Origin of the sequence: Tunturiibacter empetritectus (genome assembly GCF_013410875.1) — a bacterium.
GTDB classification, from domain to species: domain Bacteria; phylum Acidobacteriota; class Terriglobia; order Terriglobales; family Acidobacteriaceae; genus Edaphobacter; species Edaphobacter empetritectus.
In genome coordinates, this window is record NZ_JACCCU010000002.1 from 1241654 (window position 1) to 1258625 (window position 16972).

Consider the following 16972-nt stretch of genomic DNA (forward strand, 5'->3'; position numbering starts at 1 on the left):
CATCTCGCCGGCCTGCGGGAAGGCGAGCAGGAACCAACCTTTCCATCACACGACCCGCGTTTCTAATATCGCCTTCAAAGTCCCAGGTTATCGTTCACCGCGATCTCGATGTCTTGCTCCGACCCGAGATAACGTTCGGTCGTCTGGATGGAGGAGTGGCCAAGCAAGAATTTGATCTGCTCGAGATCGCCGCCGTTCTTCCTACACAGTTTCGCGCAAGTTCGACGCAGGTCGTGGGCACCGAAATGCTCGATGCCGATTTGCTTCGATGACTGTTCAACTATTGACCAGATTGCCCAGTCGCTCAGCGTGTCACGGTTGACCTTCCCGCTTTTGGAAACCGAGCGCAGCAGCCGGCCGTCTTCGATGCCGGCCGCGATCATCCAGGCGTTGATGCCCTGCTTGACCCAGATGGGGATGGCGACGGTGCGGATGCGCCGACCTTTGCCCTCGAGGTCGGCCAAGACCCAGCGCCCTTCCCTTTGCTGGATGGTCGCGACGTCGAGCTCGGCCAGCTCATTTCGCCTGAGGGCGCAGCCGACCAGCAACGCCAGGATCACGTAGTCGCGTTTTCCCTTCAGGGTGGAGCGATCGGGGACCGCTAGAAGTTCTTTGGCCTGCTCCCGGGTCAGCCAGTTCCCCTGCCGGGTTCCCTTCTGGCGGATGTTGGGGACGTCGGTCAGGCTGGCCGCCTCCTCCGATCCGATCAGGTTGTTCCCCCGGGCTTCCTCGACCAGCTTGCGCACCGCGGAGAGCCGGACATTAATAATAGAGGGGGAGAGCGACTCCATGGCCGCTCGCCACTCCATTAATAAGGACCGGGAGAGAGGCCGGCTGGCACAGAAGGCGAATAGGTCGTCGAGGGCTTTCCCGTAGTTGCGCTTAGAATGGGGCGACGGCACCGCGTCGAGGACCATCTTCCGCAGTCTGACCTGTGCCGGGGTGAGGGCGAGGGGCTCCCCCTCCCTACTTTCAGGTGGCACAGGCACCAAAACGAGCGCAGTTGTCATGAAGTGATTTTACCCCTGACAATTCACATTGTCGTGGCAATGTACATTGTTTTAGATACTTACGGCCTCCGGGATACGTAGAAACTTGCCTTCCTTCGGTCTGCTTGACTGGTTCAAATTACGGGAAAGGCGCCATGATTCGTCGTCTTATTGCTTCCACTAGTCTTTTGATTGCGGTTGTTACGAGCGCAAGCGAGTTGATGCCGCAGCCCTGCAAAAGCACCGTCACCGGGACACTTGAAATGATTCCGTTGGAGAGCAAGGTGTATGGCGACCAACGTCTGCTGCGGGTGTGGCTGCCCAGCGGTTATTCCAATTCTGCGGTTCCCCTGAAGCGGTACCCAGTACTCTACCTCTTTGACGGGCAGTTCCTTTGTGACCGCTGCACCTCACAGCCGTGTCCAGATGAGTGGCACGTTGACGAAACCCTTACGGATTTGATCGCGAAGAAAGCTGTGCAGCCGGTGATTGTAGTCGGAATCGACAATGCTGGGCCTGCAGGTTCCGGGACATTCAGTTGGTTAGGCAAAGTCTAAAAGAGCGCAGATCAGGCTTTGTTGATTTGAATTAAGTCGGGAGCAGTTCGACAGGCTTAGAAGTCGTACACAGCGAATTCCGAGAAACGCCGAGTGCCTTTAGATCACAATCACAAAGAGCGTCAGCATGGCTCTCCCGATCATCAGAACAGTGTGCAAACGGATAAAGAGGTAAAGGAATATGCCAGTAAAGAGTGATGCTCTACTGACCCTTTGGGATATCGAGAACATGCCAGCGTGTGATGAAGGGATGGACCTTGCACGAAGGTTCCTGGAGGCAGCTGGTGAGTGTGTCAACACGTTAGGTCACGGCAGAACAAGTAGCAGCCGTAATGATCTTCTGTGGACACATACCGCGATGGTGAACCATAGTGATAAATGTGAAAAGTGTAATGAGGTTTTACGATTGCTGTGAGTTGGAGAGGTTAGGAATTGGGACAGCGAAAGAGATAAACTTCGGTCTTTCTTTAGATGAATAAATGTTTCGCAATTTCTGCTAGTCGACCAAAGCTTTGAAAAATTTCGTTTGTGGTGGCCGATCGGAGGTCGTAATAGATGTCACAACTAGCTCCGGCACCGTTTCGTAAACTCAATATGGATGGGACTTGGAATTCGATTTGTATGCGCTGCTTTCAAACGATAGCTGCGAACCGGTTAGAAGTAGAGGTTGAAAAGATCGAGAAGGATCATGTCTGTACTCCATCTCTTCTATCCCAGCGTGCTATGCATTCTTCTTGGAGAAGTTCCAGATGATTTACAGACTCGCATTCAGAAAGACCACAGATGGTTATCTGAAACTAATGACCTCGGCAAAGGGTACTCCTGCATTAGGGGCCATTCACATAAATCCACACGTATTTGCCGCAGCCGCCCGCATAGCTGGCGTATCAGATAACGATATTCAGAAGCTGAGCAGCACGGCATCAGACGCATGGGTTGATGAAGGTAAAGATGTCCGCTGTCAGGCTATCGAGTTGACGCAAGAGCAAATCTAGATTCTCGGGTTTGCCGAGGATTGGCGAAGGCCTGCGTGATCGACGATCCTCGATCCTTTTCTTGTTCGTATCCCAATCCACAGATGATCGAAAACCGTACCTCACAATGTGCAGACACCGTGTCCAGTCGGATGGAATCTTGCCAAAAAACTCTTTGAAGCAACAAGCCATATGGCACAAGCAGATGCAAACATGCGTAAGCCGGGTGTGAGCATAGAGTTACGACATCAGGGGTGGACTGACGCAGTGAAGCTTGTCTCAACTGCACGAGCGACCTACATCGAACATCGTTCCATATGCACGACCTGCCAACAGGAACCAAGTGTGGCCGAAAGACTAGGCGACTCAATGACTGGATGATGCGTCAAAGCCATCGTGTGCTGCGGAATTCCACAACGAGGTGTAACAAGACAATGCCGCTAGATGACAGCCAAGATCTCATACCACCGAACACTGTTACAGTCAGCGATCCAGTTGTAACTGGAGTACAGCCAGTGCCAGATGACAGCAACAGCAACAGCAACAGCAACAGCAACGAAGCTTACAGCGAAAGAGGTCTCAGCGGTGAGGCTGCTCCGGGTGAAAGCCTGAACTCAAAGCCATTCATGCTGAAAAAGCATTCGGACGAAGAGATTGCTGACTACGATAAAGGCTTCGAGTGTGGTCAAAACGGTGGGCAGAATGATGACTCCAAGAGTAAGGCTTGGCAGCAGGGTTGGGCTGAAGCTCAGGAGTAAGATAGCCAGCGCATCCCAAGCATCCCTGGTAACCTTCGCGAATACCTAATTTCAAACTTAGTGGAGACTGACATGGCTGATCCTAACCACGCCGACCTTGTAGACCAGATTCGCACTTCGGAACACGAAACCGAAGCCTTGGCAAATAGGATTGCAAACGCGGATGAGTCAACTACCGAACCGGCTGAATTTGCTGCGATGAGGGCCGAACAAGAACACCATCGTAAACACATACTCCAATGCAAGTCAGAAATCGACCAAAGAAAATGGCTAGACGGGAGCCTAACTTTGACGGTCGCGTAGCTATCGATCGTTTTCCTCAAGGTGACGGAATTGCATCCGTTCTATCTTCTCTGTCACTGCTTGACTTATAAAAACGGTGAGAGATACACCTTCTGCAAGTGCAAGTTCGGTAGCTCTCTGTCGCAGCGAAGGCGGGAGTCGAAGAGGAAACTGAGGGTGACGTTTATATTCCAGGGTCATGGAACTCAACCTCCCTGAGAGCACCGAATATTATGCTTTTCTTTTATCCCTTTCAACAAAAAAGTATGATGGTTTATCGACTGGGAACCAAAACCGAGTTCGACACAGTTGACTGTCTGCTAGCCTATGCATCATGGCGAGAGCACGTAAAAAGGCAGAACATCCAACCCTGCCGCTAGGACCACCCCAGCCACCTACACCACCACCAATCCCACAGATCGGTGATAGGGTGATTCCTGAGCGATCTGATTCGGAGCGAAAGGCTGCAAGTGTCCGCGCTGAAGGCCGACACGTAAATCTAGAATTGCCAGGGACGAGCCTCACTCGATTCAATGTAGACGTCAATACCCTAAATTTCACTAACCGCGTTGTTCCCAAATCTTCTGAGCCTGTCCACGATAACTCAGCCGTATTCGAGCGCATAGCGGCAATCCAGCGCGAAAGTCTTGAACGTTTTGACGACGACATTGTGGTGCTCACCAAATATCTAAAGATTGTAGACGCACCGAACGAAGTGATGAAAGTGTTGGAGACTTTAAGCAACGAGCAACACGCGAGCTGGTTGGCGGCGGTAGAGCGGATCGAGGAGTTGTTGGAAGAGTAGAGTCTCAGTGATAGGATTTCATCCGAAAATTGATCTGCTTTATCTGCCTGTTGGGAATCGTTTTGTCTGACACATACGCATCTGCGACCGCCATCATAGTCGTCGTTAGGCAGGGTGCGATCTGGGTTGGGGCGGATGGTCTGCGAAGCAGCGATACCTCTTGGTTCGCAGTCTGTAACTCACGAGATGTACGGAGGCGTTCTTCTTAAGTATGGGAGCGAGGATGACTACGAGAACTCTTATTCCATAGACGCGTAAGTGAAACATCCCTGATAGAGGACCTTTGCCGCAACCACAGAAAATGGTCTATCGGGAGATTACGATGGAGAAGAGATTCCGGTTCGCGACAGGGCGCTCGCGCTTGATTAGGAGCTTGCCACACTGCAGCCAACCAGGTTGGCTCGCTGTAAGGCGTCGGCATATTGGCATTTCCCCAAACCGCTCCAGCGCGACTCGACTAACAGGAAGACTAGGCGGACATCGTTCTCCGCGAATGCTTCCTCGATCAACTCTAGGGCGGTGGCATGAGCACCTACAGCCACTGCCGCCAGCCCCCGATGCAATGGAGGCAACGGGCTTCTTGTTTGTATCTCCAGCATCGTCCGGAAGGCCTCTTCGGCCTCAGCTTTCCGGCCTGTCGCAGCCAGAGTATGGATGCGAAATGCCAACGGTTCGCTGTTGCCCATGGCAAAACGCTCCGAAAGCAGGAATGAGTCGATCGCTTCAGTTGAGGTAGCCGACAGACCGGGAATTTCACCCTGAAGATGGTCAGGTGTAGCGAGTGCCTTCCCGCGCATCAGATGGGCTACCCAGAAGTGCGGTGCCATTTCCAGCACCTGTTCCAGCGGAAGAAGTGCCTCCAGCGACCGTCCCGCGTTGTAAAGGAAATGGCCATGATGGGTTCTCACGATAGGGGAGATCGGGTCCAGAAAAAGCGCTGCGCCAAGGGTCGTCAGCGCCTGCTCGTGCTCTCCCAGGATCGAATGGATATGCGCCAAAAACATCGGAGGAGCACTGTCTCCCGGGTTCAATGTGGAAGCGTGAAGGAAGTGGTGCCGTGCGGCATTCCAATCACGCCGATACCAGAAGTCAACCAGTCCTAATGCGATGTGCGCGTCCGTTTGCGATGCGTCCAGCGATAGTGCGTCGCTAGCCAGGCTCTGAGCCGCCGGGAAGCAGTCATGCGGGCGCAAGAGGCTGGTGATCGGCAGCACCGCATAGCACAAAGCGAGACTTGCCGTCGCAGGTGCGAAGCCGGGGTCGATTGCAAGAGCCTCCTGTAGATAGCGCATCGCCGCCTGAATAGCAGGCTTGGTACGCTGACTCAAGAGATGTCGAGCGCGGAGATAGCGGTCGTGTACCTCGGCGTTGATAGGGCCAGCTCTCCCTGTCTTAGTGCTTGCTGCGGCATGCGGCGCGATCTGTATACCGATGGCGGTGGCTGTGGCAAGCGCAATCTCCGACTGCATCGCCAGCGCGTCGTCGACCACGCGCTCAAAGCTCTCGCACCATAGCGCTGTACCGTCAACCGAACGCAATAACTGAACAGTGACGCGAACTCTTCCAGAGTCACGCTTTACGCTGCCCTCCACGAGGTAATCGACCTTGAGTTCCTGGGCGATCTCTTCAACCGGTTTGCTCACATTGCGATACCGCATGACCGACGTTCGTGCGATCACTCCCATCTGTCCCCGCAGCAGACGCGAGACGGCGCTGATTAGTTCTTCGGTCAATCCATCAGAGAAGTAATCCTGCTCGGGATCATTGGAGAGGTTCAACAACGGAAGAATGGCCAGTCTCTGACCTTCTGGTGAAGCCAGCGTGATGTTGGGCGGAGCGCTGTCTGATTCAGTATTGATTGCCATCCGTAGCCGGTACCCTCTACCGGTGACGGTCTCGATTAAAGTCGCGTCGCCCAATGCCTGACGGATCTTTTTTACCGCCGTGTAAAGCGCCGCCTCGCCATTTACAAAGACATTCTCCCCCCATACCCGGCGCAGTGCCTCGTCATGGGAGATCACGCCGCCCCGGCTTTCAACCAGCAGGAACAGCAGCTCCAGAGGCTTTGGGTCCAGGCGCACGATCGCTCCATGACGCCGCAGCGAAAAGCTTCGTCTGTCGAGCTCGATTCCGTCCATCCTCCATATTTCGCTACTCACCGCTCGCTCCGATCTTCAGAAAAACTCCAGACCATCTTCAGGAGTTATGGGCAGGGTGTTGTCATGATCGATTTCAGTTTGAATTATCAGCCCGGAGGGATAGAAAAATGAAATTTCGAAACTGGATAGGTGCACTTATGATGACGCTTTCAATCGTAACCACTGGTTGCGGCAGAGTACAAGCCGCTGAAGACACCCCACAGATTGCCATCGCGAAGATACTTGCGACGGAAGAGTCAGCCTGGAACGCTGGTGATAGCGTCTCATACGCCGATGAATACACCGAAGACGCAGACTTCATCAATATTCGAGGCCAAGTCTTTACCGGGAAGATGGCAGTCCAGCAGCAGCACGCCAGAATATTTGCTGGGCCATTCAAAGGTAGCTCCATCGCCATCGTTCAGCGAAAGTTCGACCAGATCTCAGACTCCGCCGTCCTGGTCGACACCGACCAAACCGTCACCAAATTCGTGGGTTTACCGCCGGGTGTCGTCGAATCCGCTCCAGGCACGCTTGTCACCCACTTCAAATATCTGGCAATCAAACAGATCGATGGTAGCTGGAAGCTTGCCTCCGGGCAGAATACCGCCGCGCTTCCGAACTAGAAGCGACACACCAGGTGTGCTGATCGTCAGCAGGGACCATGAAGAATTCTCCAATAGCGGCGCAGATAGTGCATCTCTCATGGCGCTACGATCGTCGATTGCCGGACAGTCAGCACCCACCGACCATCCTCCATCTTCCACAAGTCCGTGAACCGACGCCGCACCTCTTTTCCCGACAACGTTGAATCACCCTTGGGCATAACCCGCTCGTCCCCCATCAGCAACACCATATCGCCATGCATCCCTGCATACTCAACGGATCGTATATAGCTGCTATAGCTGATCAGCCCTGCGGTGTTTCTGCGTCCCGTTGCCCCGCTGATAGAGATGCCATTCTGAGGATTGTTGACGACAAGATCCTTCGCCAGCCCAGCAGCAAATGCGGCATGGTTATCCTTCACCAGCGCTGCATCCAATGCATTGACGGCCTCTAATACGGCTGCAATCTGGGGTTCTTTGGCTGCGGCAGTTACTTGCTCATTCGCAGCCTTCCATTCTGCTGTAGCGTATCCGGTAAGCATCAGAGCGGTCCATGCGAGATGCTTCATATCTTGTGCCAAACAGATTGAAATCACGATCTATTCCTCCCCTGCTCTTGCAAAGTGCCTCCATAGTACGGGATGACGCTATCTGAAGAAAGATCAAAAATGTTGTGTTTTACCAGCATTAGATGTCTTTATCAATGCACCGGCCAGTGATCAGTTTTGAAGAGCCGAGTTCTAAGGACCGCAATGTAGGTGGCTTTGACGCGCAATTAGCATCCAGGGCCCTTCCGACTTGCGCTGCCAAACGTCCGTGTATCGTTGAATCTTCGGCTTGCTCGCATCCGTGCCAACGGCTTCTGTGAGTTCCGCGTGTCCCATGAGGATGATCACTCTCCCAAACACAGAGCTTGATTCACCGATGTCTTACAAGCGTTGTACTTTACACCCCCTGAGCTCAGAAGCTTCAGAAACGGCGTCGCGATCCTGTACCTTGTTCCCCAGAACTGTTGACCGTCATCTGCAGTGGCCAGATCTTTTCGGGTGCTGCCGTGTCTTTTTGCGCGCATGGAGGGCCCGATCCCTGCCTAGATCAATCCTAATAGCGGAAGACGGCTGGCCGAAAGGGGCGCTAGTTATTTTCGGAATGTGGTGGAGGAGTGGCCGTATCACCGTGTGAGAGCTTGATATATTGCTTATAAGCAACGTAATCTTTTTAAAAGATACCTATATGCTTTATAACCGCATTGCTGTACTTCGTTCAGAACGATCCTTGAGCAGGCAGGTCTTGGCGCAAGCTGTGGGTGTCAACCCACAGACGATCGGATTTCTGGAGAGGGGCGATTACACCCCGTCTCTCGAACTGGCATTCAAGATTAGCGGATTCTTCAAGCTGCCGGTTGAGGCGGTCTTCTCGCCAGATCCATTTCGACCGCTGAGCGAGCTGGTGTACGTGATCGAAAAGAGAGAGGCATAGCGATGCTGAATACCGGCGTGAAGCAGCTACGATTGCTGGGTATCGATATGCAAGCCCGGTGGCGACGACGCGTTGCGGTAGTAGTAACCTACGGGGTCTTCGGTGCAGGTGTGTTTGGGCTGCAAATGAAAGAGTGGAGCGGTTTGGGCATCCATACTGGACAATGTGGGGGTTGTCTTTTTCTGGTCGCGTTTACCGGAGTATTTCGCAACGGGGGCTTGGTCAAGACCTTCGACGTTCCGAAGCGAAGGACTCCGGAGACGATGATGGTCGGCAGCCTTGATGAGTGGGCCCGCTACCGATATGGGACAGCAGGGTTTGAAGACAGTTCGGCAGAGCAACAGGAGGAGTTGCTGAAGAACTATCGAATAGGAACTTACGTGATGCCCATCATCAAGAGCCGGGAGGCTCGTCCGTGGCTGCCAGACGAGCGTGAAGTAGCGCAAAGAGATTGGGCTTCACGGAGAACGCTGGTTTGGCTAATGGCATACGCAATATATCTCGCGGGAATGTATTCGACCCATCTAGAACGACCAACAACAGCGGGAGACATCGTTGCCCTTCTCCTGACGGTCGGGGTGCAGGCGCTCACTTTGCCGAAAGCGATGCTGTTATGGGAGGAGCCTGACCCGCGCGAGGTGGCCAGCGAGATACAACTGATAGCCGAAGCGCCTAAAATTCCAAGTTGAATGTCATTCCGGGAGGGTCAGAAGCCCGTGGCTCAGGCATCGAGGCCGTGGCTCCAGCGTCCGTTCTTCGGGAGAAGAACATTCGTTGGGCGTTGGCGAGGCTGGGATGGCCAATGGCTCGATTGCTGGCCACTGGGCTATGTGGATAGCGCTCCTGAAATTCTGCTTGAAATCCTGCGCCGGTTGGAGTCTCGATATGGACGCCAAGAGCCGTGTCGGCCGATCGAGCCTAACGAATTTTTAGTATGGTGGCGAGTTGTGCTTCAGCCTCACGACATCCAATAATTTGATAGCACGTGCGGCAAATCGAATCCATAGTTGCGGCGCTGCTTGCGAGATCGCCATAGCAATTCTGTCATCATCCACTTCCGCAACGCAGCAACGCCAGACATGTCATCACATGAATTCGCTTCACAAGATTTCCTTGAACGAAAAGTTAGGTTCTCAGCTTTGTTAGCTATTTATTTGTCAAACGGGGACAAGGTAATTTTTTGGTTCAGAGTGCACCTCTTTTTGAGAAGCTGTTTGGTAGCAGGGTTCAAAACTCAAGTCTCATTTGTTATGTCAGTAACAGCTACAGCATGCCTGTTCGCGTTTGATTTTTTGATCAGGTATTTTCTCCTAAAATGAATCAGGCCATCCTGTATCTTCATTCATCATCGCTAGGCAAAAATAAGAAGCGAAGATTAGGATTCTTTTCGCGAACATGGTGCTTGAGTTTCGAGGAACATGCGACATGAGCAACTCCTATGTAGTGTTCGGAGCGTATGGAGGAGTGGGCTCTGCTCTTTGTAGGCGACTTGCCAACAAAGGCGCTGCGCTGTTGCTGGCTGGCCGCGACGAGGTACGTCTTGCTAGCCTAGCAGCGGAACTCTGTGCGAAATTTTTTACTTTAGACGCTACCAGTCTTCGGCAGGTCGACTCTCGTCATCTGACCTTCTATTTCGTTTAAGATGATTTATCGGTAGTATTTCGCGCTCTGGCAAGGTGTGGAATCGAATCGATTCCGCGGCCATCTAAAAGATTAACTTGGAGAACTCATGAAAGTCATTGAGCTAGCGGCACCACGTGTCGATGCACTGCATTCCTGCACTTATCCTGATCCCGTCCCAGGCCCGGCTGAGGTGTTAGTTCGTCTGCGGGCCGCTTCGTTGAACTTTCTTGATATCGCCGTTGCCACCGGCAAGTATCCCCTCAACAATTTTCCGATCATTCCCGTTACAGACGGAGCAGGCGAGATCGCGGCTATCGGCGCGGCTGTGACCGACTGGACTGTTGGAGAACGGGTCATCCCGCATTTCATTCCCAACTGGCAGGATGGCCGGATGCCCACCGCCGGCGGCGGCCCACGTCGTGGCATCGATCTTCCCGGCAGCCTCGCGGAGTATGTGGTGGTTCCCGCGCACTCGCTGGTCCATACACCGGCGCACCTATCGCACGCTGAAGCGGCCACCTTACCGATAGCAGCGACCACGGCCTGGCGCGCCGTTCGCACCGCCGGACTGGGACCGCACAAGACGGCTCTCGTGCTCGGCACCGGCGGCGTATCGCTTTTTGCAATGCAGTTTGCAAGGGCGCACGGGGCGCGGGTTCTTGTTACATCGTCCTCTGACGAGAAGCTGGAGCGCGCCCGCAAACTGGGCGCTGATGAAATTATCAATTACAAATTCACTCCCAAGTGGGCGGATGCGGTGCTTCGCCTGACCGATGGAAGAGGCGCTGATCTTGTGCTCGAGACAGGCGGTGCGGCGACCTTTCCGCAATCGATCGAAGCTGCGGGTCTTGATAGCACAGTGTTCATCATCGGCTTCCTGTCCGGGACGGAGGTCTCGATCAACGTGGTCCCCGTGATGGAGAGGCGCATTCGCCTGCAGGGCAACAATACAGGCCCTGTGGCTGATTTTGCCGACGCCGCAGCTGCGATGACCGCCCATGGAATCAAACCCGTTCTCGACGCTACGTTCCCCATGGATCAGGCGCAGGCAGCCTACAGACATCTGGCTGAAGGCGGGCACTTCGGCAAGATCGCGATCAGCATCCCTTAGCTCTCAATTCCAAGGGCGGCACGCTCACTGGAAGACTAAAGGCCGTCGTTCGTGCTGGTGAGAAAAGGCTCGAAGCTCGGCTACACGCCGCCGCCGATTCTCACAATGACTCCGGAGACATATCCTGCCAGCGGACTAGCCAGAAAGGCGACTGCAATGGCAATGTGTCAAGCGGCTTGGCTTGCAGAGTCGCTATCAAGCTGGACAAAGTTTTTTTACTCCAGTCCTAGAGTGGAGGGAGTGCGAATTAGCAATGGACCCGGTCTTGTTCGGAACCTCGGCCTTGAATTGTGAATCTAATAACTAGGAGATCTTCTCACGACAAAAGTCTGGTTGGTTACAGGAAGTGGCAACGGACTAGGGCGGGACATTTCGGAAGCGGCGTTGGCTGCAGGTGACAACGTAGTCGCCGGGGCTCGCAAGACTGCGCAACTCGATGATTTGGTGCGACAGTATGGAGAGCGACTCAACCGGTCTCGCTCGAAGTCCGCGATGAAGCAGCCACGAAGGCTGCAGTCGCGACGGCCGTATCTGAGTATGGGCGGCTCGATGGTTTACACAACGCGTGCTGCAGTTCCGGTCATGGCAGTCAGCGTAGCGGGCGCATTTTTCAGGTGTCCTTGATCGGCGGCCGGATGGCGATACCTGGCAACTCTCCCTACCATGCTGCCAAATGGGGCCGCCGGCGGCTTTAGCCACTCGGTGGCCGCAGAGGTGGCGCCCTTTGGAGTCCAGGTATAACAGTGGCGGGTGGCGGGCTCGCCCTGATGCTATCGCTCGCTTCGACGCGATGGCTCGCTGCCAACTGGCGCAATCTACCCCGGGCCGACTCCGTGCACATCGATGGATGGGTTTTCACTTTTGCCGCAGGGCTGGTCGTGATTACAGGATTGCTGGCTGGTCTCGCGCCGGCAGTCACATCCACTGGCAGTCGGCTACTCACAGCGCTGCAGGAGTCCTCACGATCGGCCAGCACCAGCACCTCGCGGGCGCAGCTTCACAAGACGATGCTTACAGTTGAAATCGAGCTCACGGTCATGCTGCTCTTCTCAGCCGGACTGCTTTTCAAGAGCTTCATGCACCTGCGCATGGCGGACCTAGGCTGCGGTATCGATCACGTGATGACCATGAAATTCGGTTTGCCGGAAATCCAATACGATACGCGCGACAAAGTGATGCTCTTCCACCAGTCACTGCTTGAGCGCGTGCGCCGGCTTCTCCTGGCCGCGGTAGGCCTGTATGGAGTGCTTTCCTACTTGGTGACCCAGCGAGTGTCGGAAATTGGCATTCGCATCGCCCTCGGCGCGCAACGTGATCAGATATTGCGTCTTATTTTGTTCGACGGGCTGCAGCCGCGCTCCTCGGGCTGTTAGCCAGCGCAGGCGCAACGCAACTTATCCGATCGATGCCCCACGCGGATGTCTCGCGAATAGGATTTTAGGGGTACCCGAATTCAGACGCACGCCTCGAGGGCAGGGGGCGAATTTGAGGCGGTACAGACTCGGTGAAGGGAGCGCGTGGCAATCGAGACCTCGCAGTCTTTGGGTGCGGACGCGGGGGGTTGTCGTCACCCTACCCCCCGCCAAAAGGTATAGACGACTTTTAGAGTCGCAGTTTTTTTTGAGAAGGGCGGATCGTTCCGGGAGGTCGTCGGAATAGCACAACAAAAAAACCGTCCTTTATTCATACCGCGACATACGCGAGACAATTGTCACCGCCGTTTAACATTTGATCCCTAGCCTCATCAACAAAGGCCACAACTGAACCATAGGCCCTAATTTCACTACTACATACCTGCTTTGTTTACTGAAAGGTAGAGCCAATGACGCCACGTAGAGCGATACTTATCGCCCTGATCATCCTGAGTGCGATTATTCTTCAATCCGCAAACGCGCAACAAACACTGGGTTCAGTGTCCGGCGTCATCAGCGACGCGACCGGAGCAATCATCTCCGGAGCAAGTGTCGTGCTTGTCAACGATCAAACTGCAGCGAGCCGTACTACTTCCACGAACGGAAGCGGCGCCTACCAGGTGCAAGGTCTGCCGATCGGTCTGTACACGGTGACTATCACAGCCAATGGCTTTGATACGGAAAAGCTTAGCGGCTTCCAGATTCAGGCCGATCGCACTGCCGCGCTGGTTGTGCGCCTCAAGGCCGGCCAGGTCTCCTCCACTATCGACGTTGCAGCGACGCCTCAGCTCGACACAGTGGATACCACCAACGGTTACATTCTCGACGCGGCGCAGATTGAAAAGATTCCGCTCGGCACCGGCAGCTTCACGCAACTGGCAACGCTTAGTCCGGGAGTTCACGCTGACCTGCTTGCCGACACCGGCACCAACACCGGCCTTGGCAACCAGAACATCTATGCCAACGGACAGCGCCTCAGCAGCAACACCTTCACTTTTAACGGCGTCATGACTAACAACCTGTTCAACGGCGCCTCTTCCAGTCAGGTCACCGAAAGCCGCGCCGTTCTGAACACTGGCGAGTCATTCCAGTCGAATGGCACCATCCGCACCAACACCTCGATCTTCGACGCTATCGGCGAAGCTCTTCCCTCTCCCCCGCAGCAGACTATTGCAGAGGAGCGCGTCAACACGTCCATGTTCGACGCTGCGCAGGGAGCCACTGCGGGCGCCCACATCGACGTAACTACAAAAACCGGCACCAACGCGCTTCATGGGTCCGCTTATGGCAACTGGGAGACCTCCGCGCTCAACGCCAATCCGTTCTTCAACAAACAGACCGGCAACCCCACTCCAGATCTTCACCGCTATGTCGCGGGTGCGGAACTCGGTGGCCCCATCCGGCACGACAAGCTCTTCTTCTACGCCAGCTATCAGTACACCCGCGCGCGCGACCAACTCAATTCGCTCAGTAGCTACTTCGCGCCCCTCGGCATTACCGACGACCGCAGTGTGGCTGGCCTGCAGCCTGTATTAGCCGCGGCAAACCTTCCCCCCGGCACCCCTATCGACCCCGTCGCACTCGCCTTTCTCCAAGCCAAACTCCCGGGCGGCCGACTCCTGATTGAGTCCCCTGCCGATCCTGCCGGCAAGGTATCGTTTATCGGCCCTGCTTCGAAGTTCCAAGCCGATCAGGCCAACCTGAATATCAGCTACGTGCTTTCACACAAGGACACTCTTACCGGCAGGTATTACTTCCAACAGGATCCCAGCGAGAGCCCCTTTTCGAGCACCAACCTGCTCGGATTTCCGCAGAAGTACACTGCTGGCAGCCAGGTCTTCTCGCTCGAAAACACGGTTGTTCTCTCTCCGCGGCTTACGTGGGAGCAGAAGGGGGGGTTCGTTCGCATGAAGGTGGACTCTTTCACCGGCCAACCCTTTGGTCCTTCTGCGGTGGGCATCAATCTCTTCGGCAGCCCGCTGCTTCCCGGTGTCGCCATTCGCAATGCAAACGGCTTCAATAGTCTTAATATCGGCCCAACCTCCAACTTTGCCAACACCGGCTTCTCTCAGAACACGTTCGAGGGCACCTCGACGCTGAACTACGTGGTTGGAAATCACTCCTTCGCCTTCGGCGGCAACTACGATTTCACCCAACTCAACATCATCAACCGCGCCAATCAGGTTGCCACGCTCTCCTATAACAGCATCGGCAACTTCCTCACCGGCGGGCCGCTTCGCAACAGCGCTGGAACCTCGGTCTACTTCCAGGGCGCAAGCAACCGCTACTACCGCTCGCCTCAGGTTGGCGGGTATGCCCAAGATCAGTGGCGTGCGACCCCGCACCTGACCATCACCGCCGGCATCCGCTACGACTACGACGGCGGCCTCTACGAGAAGTACGGCAATCTGGTCAACTTCAGTCCAAGGCAGTACTCCTACGACCTCGCCAGCGATACCATCATCAACAGTGGTCTTGTCGTCGCCGGCAACAACAAACTTTATGCTTCCCGGGGCGCATCGAAGTCCACCCTTACGAATCGCCAGTGGGGCATCGGCCCGCGCATCGGTCTCGCCAACAGCATCACCGACAAGCTCGTCCTGCGGGCGGGGTTCGGGCTCTACTACGACCGAGGCGAATACTTCACCGAGTTCTCACCCTCCGCCGGTAACGGCTTTAATGGACCCTTCGGGGTTACGCTGCAGCCCCCCTTTGTGCAGGGTGTGATACCCGCTAAGGGTGCAACCTCCGAGAATCCGTTCGGAACCGTGCGCCCGCCAATCGACACCAATCCTGCTAACTTCATCAAGAATCTCTCTAATCAGGCAGCCCTGATCGATGGAGCCAACCCCTATCTGTTTGGTGCCTACGCGGCTAACAACAGTCTTCCCTACACCGAGAACTGGAGCCTCGACCTCCAGTACCAACTCACGCACAGTATCGTGACCACGCTCGGATACACGGGCAATCACGGAGTCCACCAGACCGTCCCTGTCCCCTTCAATCAGCCCCAGGTGGCTACGCCGGATCACCCGGTCAACGGGCAGAGCTACAGCTATGGCTACAACGCCCAGTATCCCAATGGAGCCACACTCCTCACCGAGCCCTACAGCACCAGCACCGGAGGCAACACCGATCTGCGTGTGCCTTACATCGGCTACAGTCCCAACTCCGTGGCCTGGACAACTGTAGGCTGGTCGCACTACGACGCTTTACTAGCCTCCATTCGGCAGACGAATTGGCATGGCTTCGACTTTCTTTTGTCCTACACCTGGTCGCACTCCCTGGATGCTGCGAGCGGCTTCGGACTTTTCTACAACGGCAACAATCCTCAGAATCTCGCCTCCGGATATGCCTCTTCGGACTACGATCGCACCCACGTGACCATCTTCAGCTTCAACTACCAGGTGCCCGATCTTAAAACTGGAAACCGCTTTGCTGACAAGGCGGGAAGCGGATGGGGCCTCAGCGGCGTCACCACGTTCCAGAGCGGCCAACCCTATAACGTCTACGACTTCTCCGGAACCGTTGGCAGCATCTTCTTCGCATCCAACGACTTCCTCACTAACCCTGTGCTTCCGCTCGCGCCCGGCTTCAATCCGAAGAGTGCGCACACCAAGCACAGCGGAGCCTTCGTGAACCCGAATGCACCCAACGGCACCTCCTCCAACTTCAACGATGTCGCTTTCACCCCATCTGCCTTCGCCTATCCTTCCTTGCAGCCCGGAGAGTCCGGCGTTCCACCTTGCGGCGGGACTACCAGCGGCGGTTATCTCTGCGATACCTTCGAGTCGACCTTTGCAACCGGCCAGCGCAACATCTTCCGCAGCGCCTTCCAGAAGCGGGCCGACATCGCCCTCTTCAAAGAGACCAAACTACACGAACAGTACCGCCTCCGCATCGCCATGGAGGTCTTCAACGTCACCAACACCCCCAGCTTCGATACGCCCGGCAACAACTTCAGCGGCAGCGACTTCAACAACCCGCCGGGAATCACTCCGCTACCCAACAGCGACCCCACCGTCTTCTCCAGTCAGGGAGTAGGCGCCATCACCAACCCCATTGGAAGCCCACGACAGGTTCAGTTCTACGGCATCTTCAGCTTCTGACAACCTACCCAGCCGCGCCGTTCGAACCCGGTCGGATGGCGCGGTTATCACTCCCCGTTACCCTCGACGCTTGGAAGGCTATCCGCTTTACTTCCGATAGCAATATCCCTAACTGTGGGCTGATTTGCAG

General features: G+C 55.2%; 15 protein-coding genes. 11 read left to right on the forward strand and 4 right to left on the reverse strand.

Going from position 1 to position 16972, the window contains the following annotated elements:
• Positions 1-74 precede the first annotated feature (74 nt).
• A complete protein-coding gene (locus HDF08_RS17590; RefSeq protein WP_257031204.1) occupies positions 75-791 on the reverse strand; it encodes a tyrosine-type recombinase/integrase in 717 nt (238 codons plus the stop codon).
• A gap of 353 nt (positions 792-1144) precedes the next feature.
• Between HDF08_RS17590 and HDF08_RS17595 the strand changes: the two genes are divergently transcribed.
• From HDF08_RS17595 to HDF08_RS17605, 3 genes are all read left to right on the forward strand, one after another.
• Positions 1145-1546, forward strand: a complete 402-nt coding sequence (locus HDF08_RS17595; protein WP_179639869.1) for an alpha/beta hydrolase-fold protein — start codon at positions 1145-1147, stop codon at positions 1544-1546.
• A 749-nt stretch (positions 1547-2295) separates the two neighbouring features.
• Positions 2296-2541 carry a hypothetical protein gene (locus HDF08_RS17600; protein ID WP_179639870.1) on the forward strand — a complete coding sequence of 82 codons (246 nt, stop codon included), beginning with the start codon at positions 2296-2298 and terminating at the stop codon, positions 2539-2541.
• A 413-nt stretch (positions 2542-2954) separates the two neighbouring features.
• Complete coding sequence (locus HDF08_RS17605; RefSeq protein ID WP_179639871.1) at positions 2955-3278, forward strand: hypothetical protein; 324 nt, start codon at positions 2955-2957, stop codon at positions 3276-3278.
• Between the two features lie 303 nt (positions 3279-3581).
• Here HDF08_RS17605 and HDF08_RS22250 read toward each other — a convergent pair whose 3' ends face one another.
• Positions 3582-3761, reverse strand: a complete 180-nt coding sequence (locus HDF08_RS22250) for a YlcI/YnfO family protein (protein WP_179639872.1) — start codon at positions 3759-3761, stop codon at positions 3582-3584.
• Positions 3762-3894: 133 nt separating this feature from the next.
• On the opposite strand from HDF08_RS22250, the gene HDF08_RS17615 reads away from it, so the two are divergent.
• Entirely contained in the window at positions 3895-4365 is a 471-nt protein-coding gene (locus tag HDF08_RS17615) for a hypothetical protein (RefSeq protein WP_218884756.1), read from the forward strand.
• A 365-nt stretch (positions 4366-4730) separates the two neighbouring features.
• On the opposite strand, the gene HDF08_RS17620 is transcribed toward HDF08_RS17615, so the two are convergent.
• Entirely contained in the window at positions 4731-6503 is a 1773-nt protein-coding gene (locus HDF08_RS17620) for a winged helix-turn-helix domain-containing tetratricopeptide repeat protein (RefSeq protein WP_179639874.1), read from the reverse strand.
• Positions 6504-6661: 158 nt separating this feature from the next.
• On the opposite strand from HDF08_RS17620, the gene HDF08_RS17625 reads away from it, so the two are divergent.
• The gene (locus HDF08_RS17625) at positions 6662-7129 is read left to right on the forward strand and encodes an SgcJ/EcaC family oxidoreductase (protein WP_179639875.1); all 468 of its coding nucleotides are present in this window, start codon (positions 6662-6664) and stop codon (positions 7127-7129) included.
• Between the two features lie 77 nt (positions 7130-7206).
• Here the strand turns inward: HDF08_RS17625 and HDF08_RS17630 are convergent, their stop codons facing one another.
• Positions 7207-7677 carry a nuclear transport factor 2 family protein gene (locus HDF08_RS17630; RefSeq protein WP_179639876.1) on the reverse strand — a complete coding sequence of 157 codons (471 nt, stop codon included), beginning with the start codon at positions 7675-7677 and terminating at the stop codon, positions 7207-7209.
• Positions 7678-8341: 664 nt separating this feature from the next.
• Between HDF08_RS17630 and HDF08_RS17635 the strand changes: the two genes are divergently transcribed.
• The 6 genes from HDF08_RS17635 (at position 8342) to HDF08_RS17660 (ending at position 16842) form a co-directional block, all read left to right on the forward strand.
• Positions 8342-8587 (forward strand): helix-turn-helix transcriptional regulator, encoded by a 246-nt coding sequence (locus HDF08_RS17635; protein ID WP_179639877.1) that lies wholly within the window; start codon positions 8342-8344, stop codon positions 8585-8587.
• A 2-nt stretch (positions 8588-8589) separates the two neighbouring features.
• Positions 8590-9276 carry a hypothetical protein gene (locus HDF08_RS17640; protein WP_179639878.1) on the forward strand — a complete coding sequence of 229 codons (687 nt, stop codon included), beginning with the start codon at positions 8590-8592 and terminating at the stop codon, positions 9274-9276.
• Positions 9277-10012: 736 nt separating this feature from the next.
• On the forward strand, positions 10013-10228 hold the full coding sequence (locus HDF08_RS22255; RefSeq protein WP_179639879.1) for an SDR family NAD(P)-dependent oxidoreductase: 216 nt from the start codon (positions 10013-10015) through the stop codon (positions 10226-10228).
• Positions 10229-10316: 88 nt separating this feature from the next.
• Positions 10317-11321, forward strand: coding sequence for a zinc-dependent alcohol dehydrogenase family protein (locus HDF08_RS17650; RefSeq protein ID WP_179639880.1), 1005 nt, complete (start codon positions 10317-10319; stop codon positions 11319-11321).
• A 743-nt stretch (positions 11322-12064) separates the two neighbouring features.
• On the forward strand, positions 12065-12694 hold the full coding sequence (locus tag HDF08_RS22260; protein ID WP_179639881.1) for an FtsX-like permease family protein: 630 nt from the start codon (positions 12065-12067) through the stop codon (positions 12692-12694).
• A gap of 449 nt (positions 12695-13143) precedes the next feature.
• Complete coding sequence (locus HDF08_RS17660) at positions 13144-16842, forward strand: TonB-dependent receptor (protein WP_179639882.1); 3699 nt, start codon at positions 13144-13146, stop codon at positions 16840-16842.
• Positions 16843-16972 lie beyond the last annotated feature (130 nt).

Excerpts from the sequence above, each read along its gene's own strand:
- HDF08_RS17590 (WP_257031204.1), bottom strand. The coding sequence starts at position 791 with ATGGAGTCGCTCTCCCCCTCTATTATTAATGTCCGGCTCTCCGCGGTG.
- HDF08_RS17595 (WP_179639869.1), top strand. The coding sequence starts at position 1,145 with ATGATTCGTCGTCTTATTGCTTCCACTAGTCTTTTGATTGCGGTTGTT.
- HDF08_RS17600 (WP_179639870.1), top strand. The coding sequence starts at position 2,296 with ATGATTTACAGACTCGCATTCAGAAAGACCACAGATGGTTATCTGAAA.
- HDF08_RS17605 (WP_179639871.1), top strand. The coding sequence starts at position 2,955 with ATGCCGCTAGATGACAGCCAAGATCTCATACCACCGAACACTGTTACA.
- HDF08_RS22250 (WP_179639872.1), bottom strand. The coding sequence starts at position 3,761 with ATGACCCTGGAATATAAACGTCACCCTCAGTTTCCTCTTCGACTCCCG.
- HDF08_RS17615 (WP_218884756.1), top strand. The coding sequence starts at position 3,895 with ATGGCGAGAGCACGTAAAAAGGCAGAACATCCAACCCTGCCGCTAGGA.
- HDF08_RS17620 (WP_179639874.1), bottom strand. The coding sequence starts at position 6,503 with ATGGACGGAATCGAGCTCGACAGACGAAGCTTTTCGCTGCGGCGTCAT.
- HDF08_RS17625 (WP_179639875.1), top strand. The coding sequence starts at position 6,662 with ATGATGACGCTTTCAATCGTAACCACTGGTTGCGGCAGAGTACAAGCC.
- HDF08_RS17630 (WP_179639876.1), bottom strand. The coding sequence starts at position 7,677 with ATGAAGCATCTCGCATGGACCGCTCTGATGCTTACCGGATACGCTACA.
- HDF08_RS17635 (WP_179639877.1), top strand. The coding sequence starts at position 8,342 with ATGCTTTATAACCGCATTGCTGTACTTCGTTCAGAACGATCCTTGAGC.
- HDF08_RS17640 (WP_179639878.1), top strand. The coding sequence starts at position 8,590 with ATGCTGAATACCGGCGTGAAGCAGCTACGATTGCTGGGTATCGATATG.
- HDF08_RS22255 (WP_179639879.1), top strand. The coding sequence starts at position 10,013 with ATGAGCAACTCCTATGTAGTGTTCGGAGCGTATGGAGGAGTGGGCTCT.
- HDF08_RS17650 (WP_179639880.1), top strand. The coding sequence starts at position 10,317 with ATGAAAGTCATTGAGCTAGCGGCACCACGTGTCGATGCACTGCATTCC.
- HDF08_RS17660 (WP_179639882.1), top strand. The coding sequence starts at position 13,144 with ATGACGCCACGTAGAGCGATACTTATCGCCCTGATCATCCTGAGTGCG.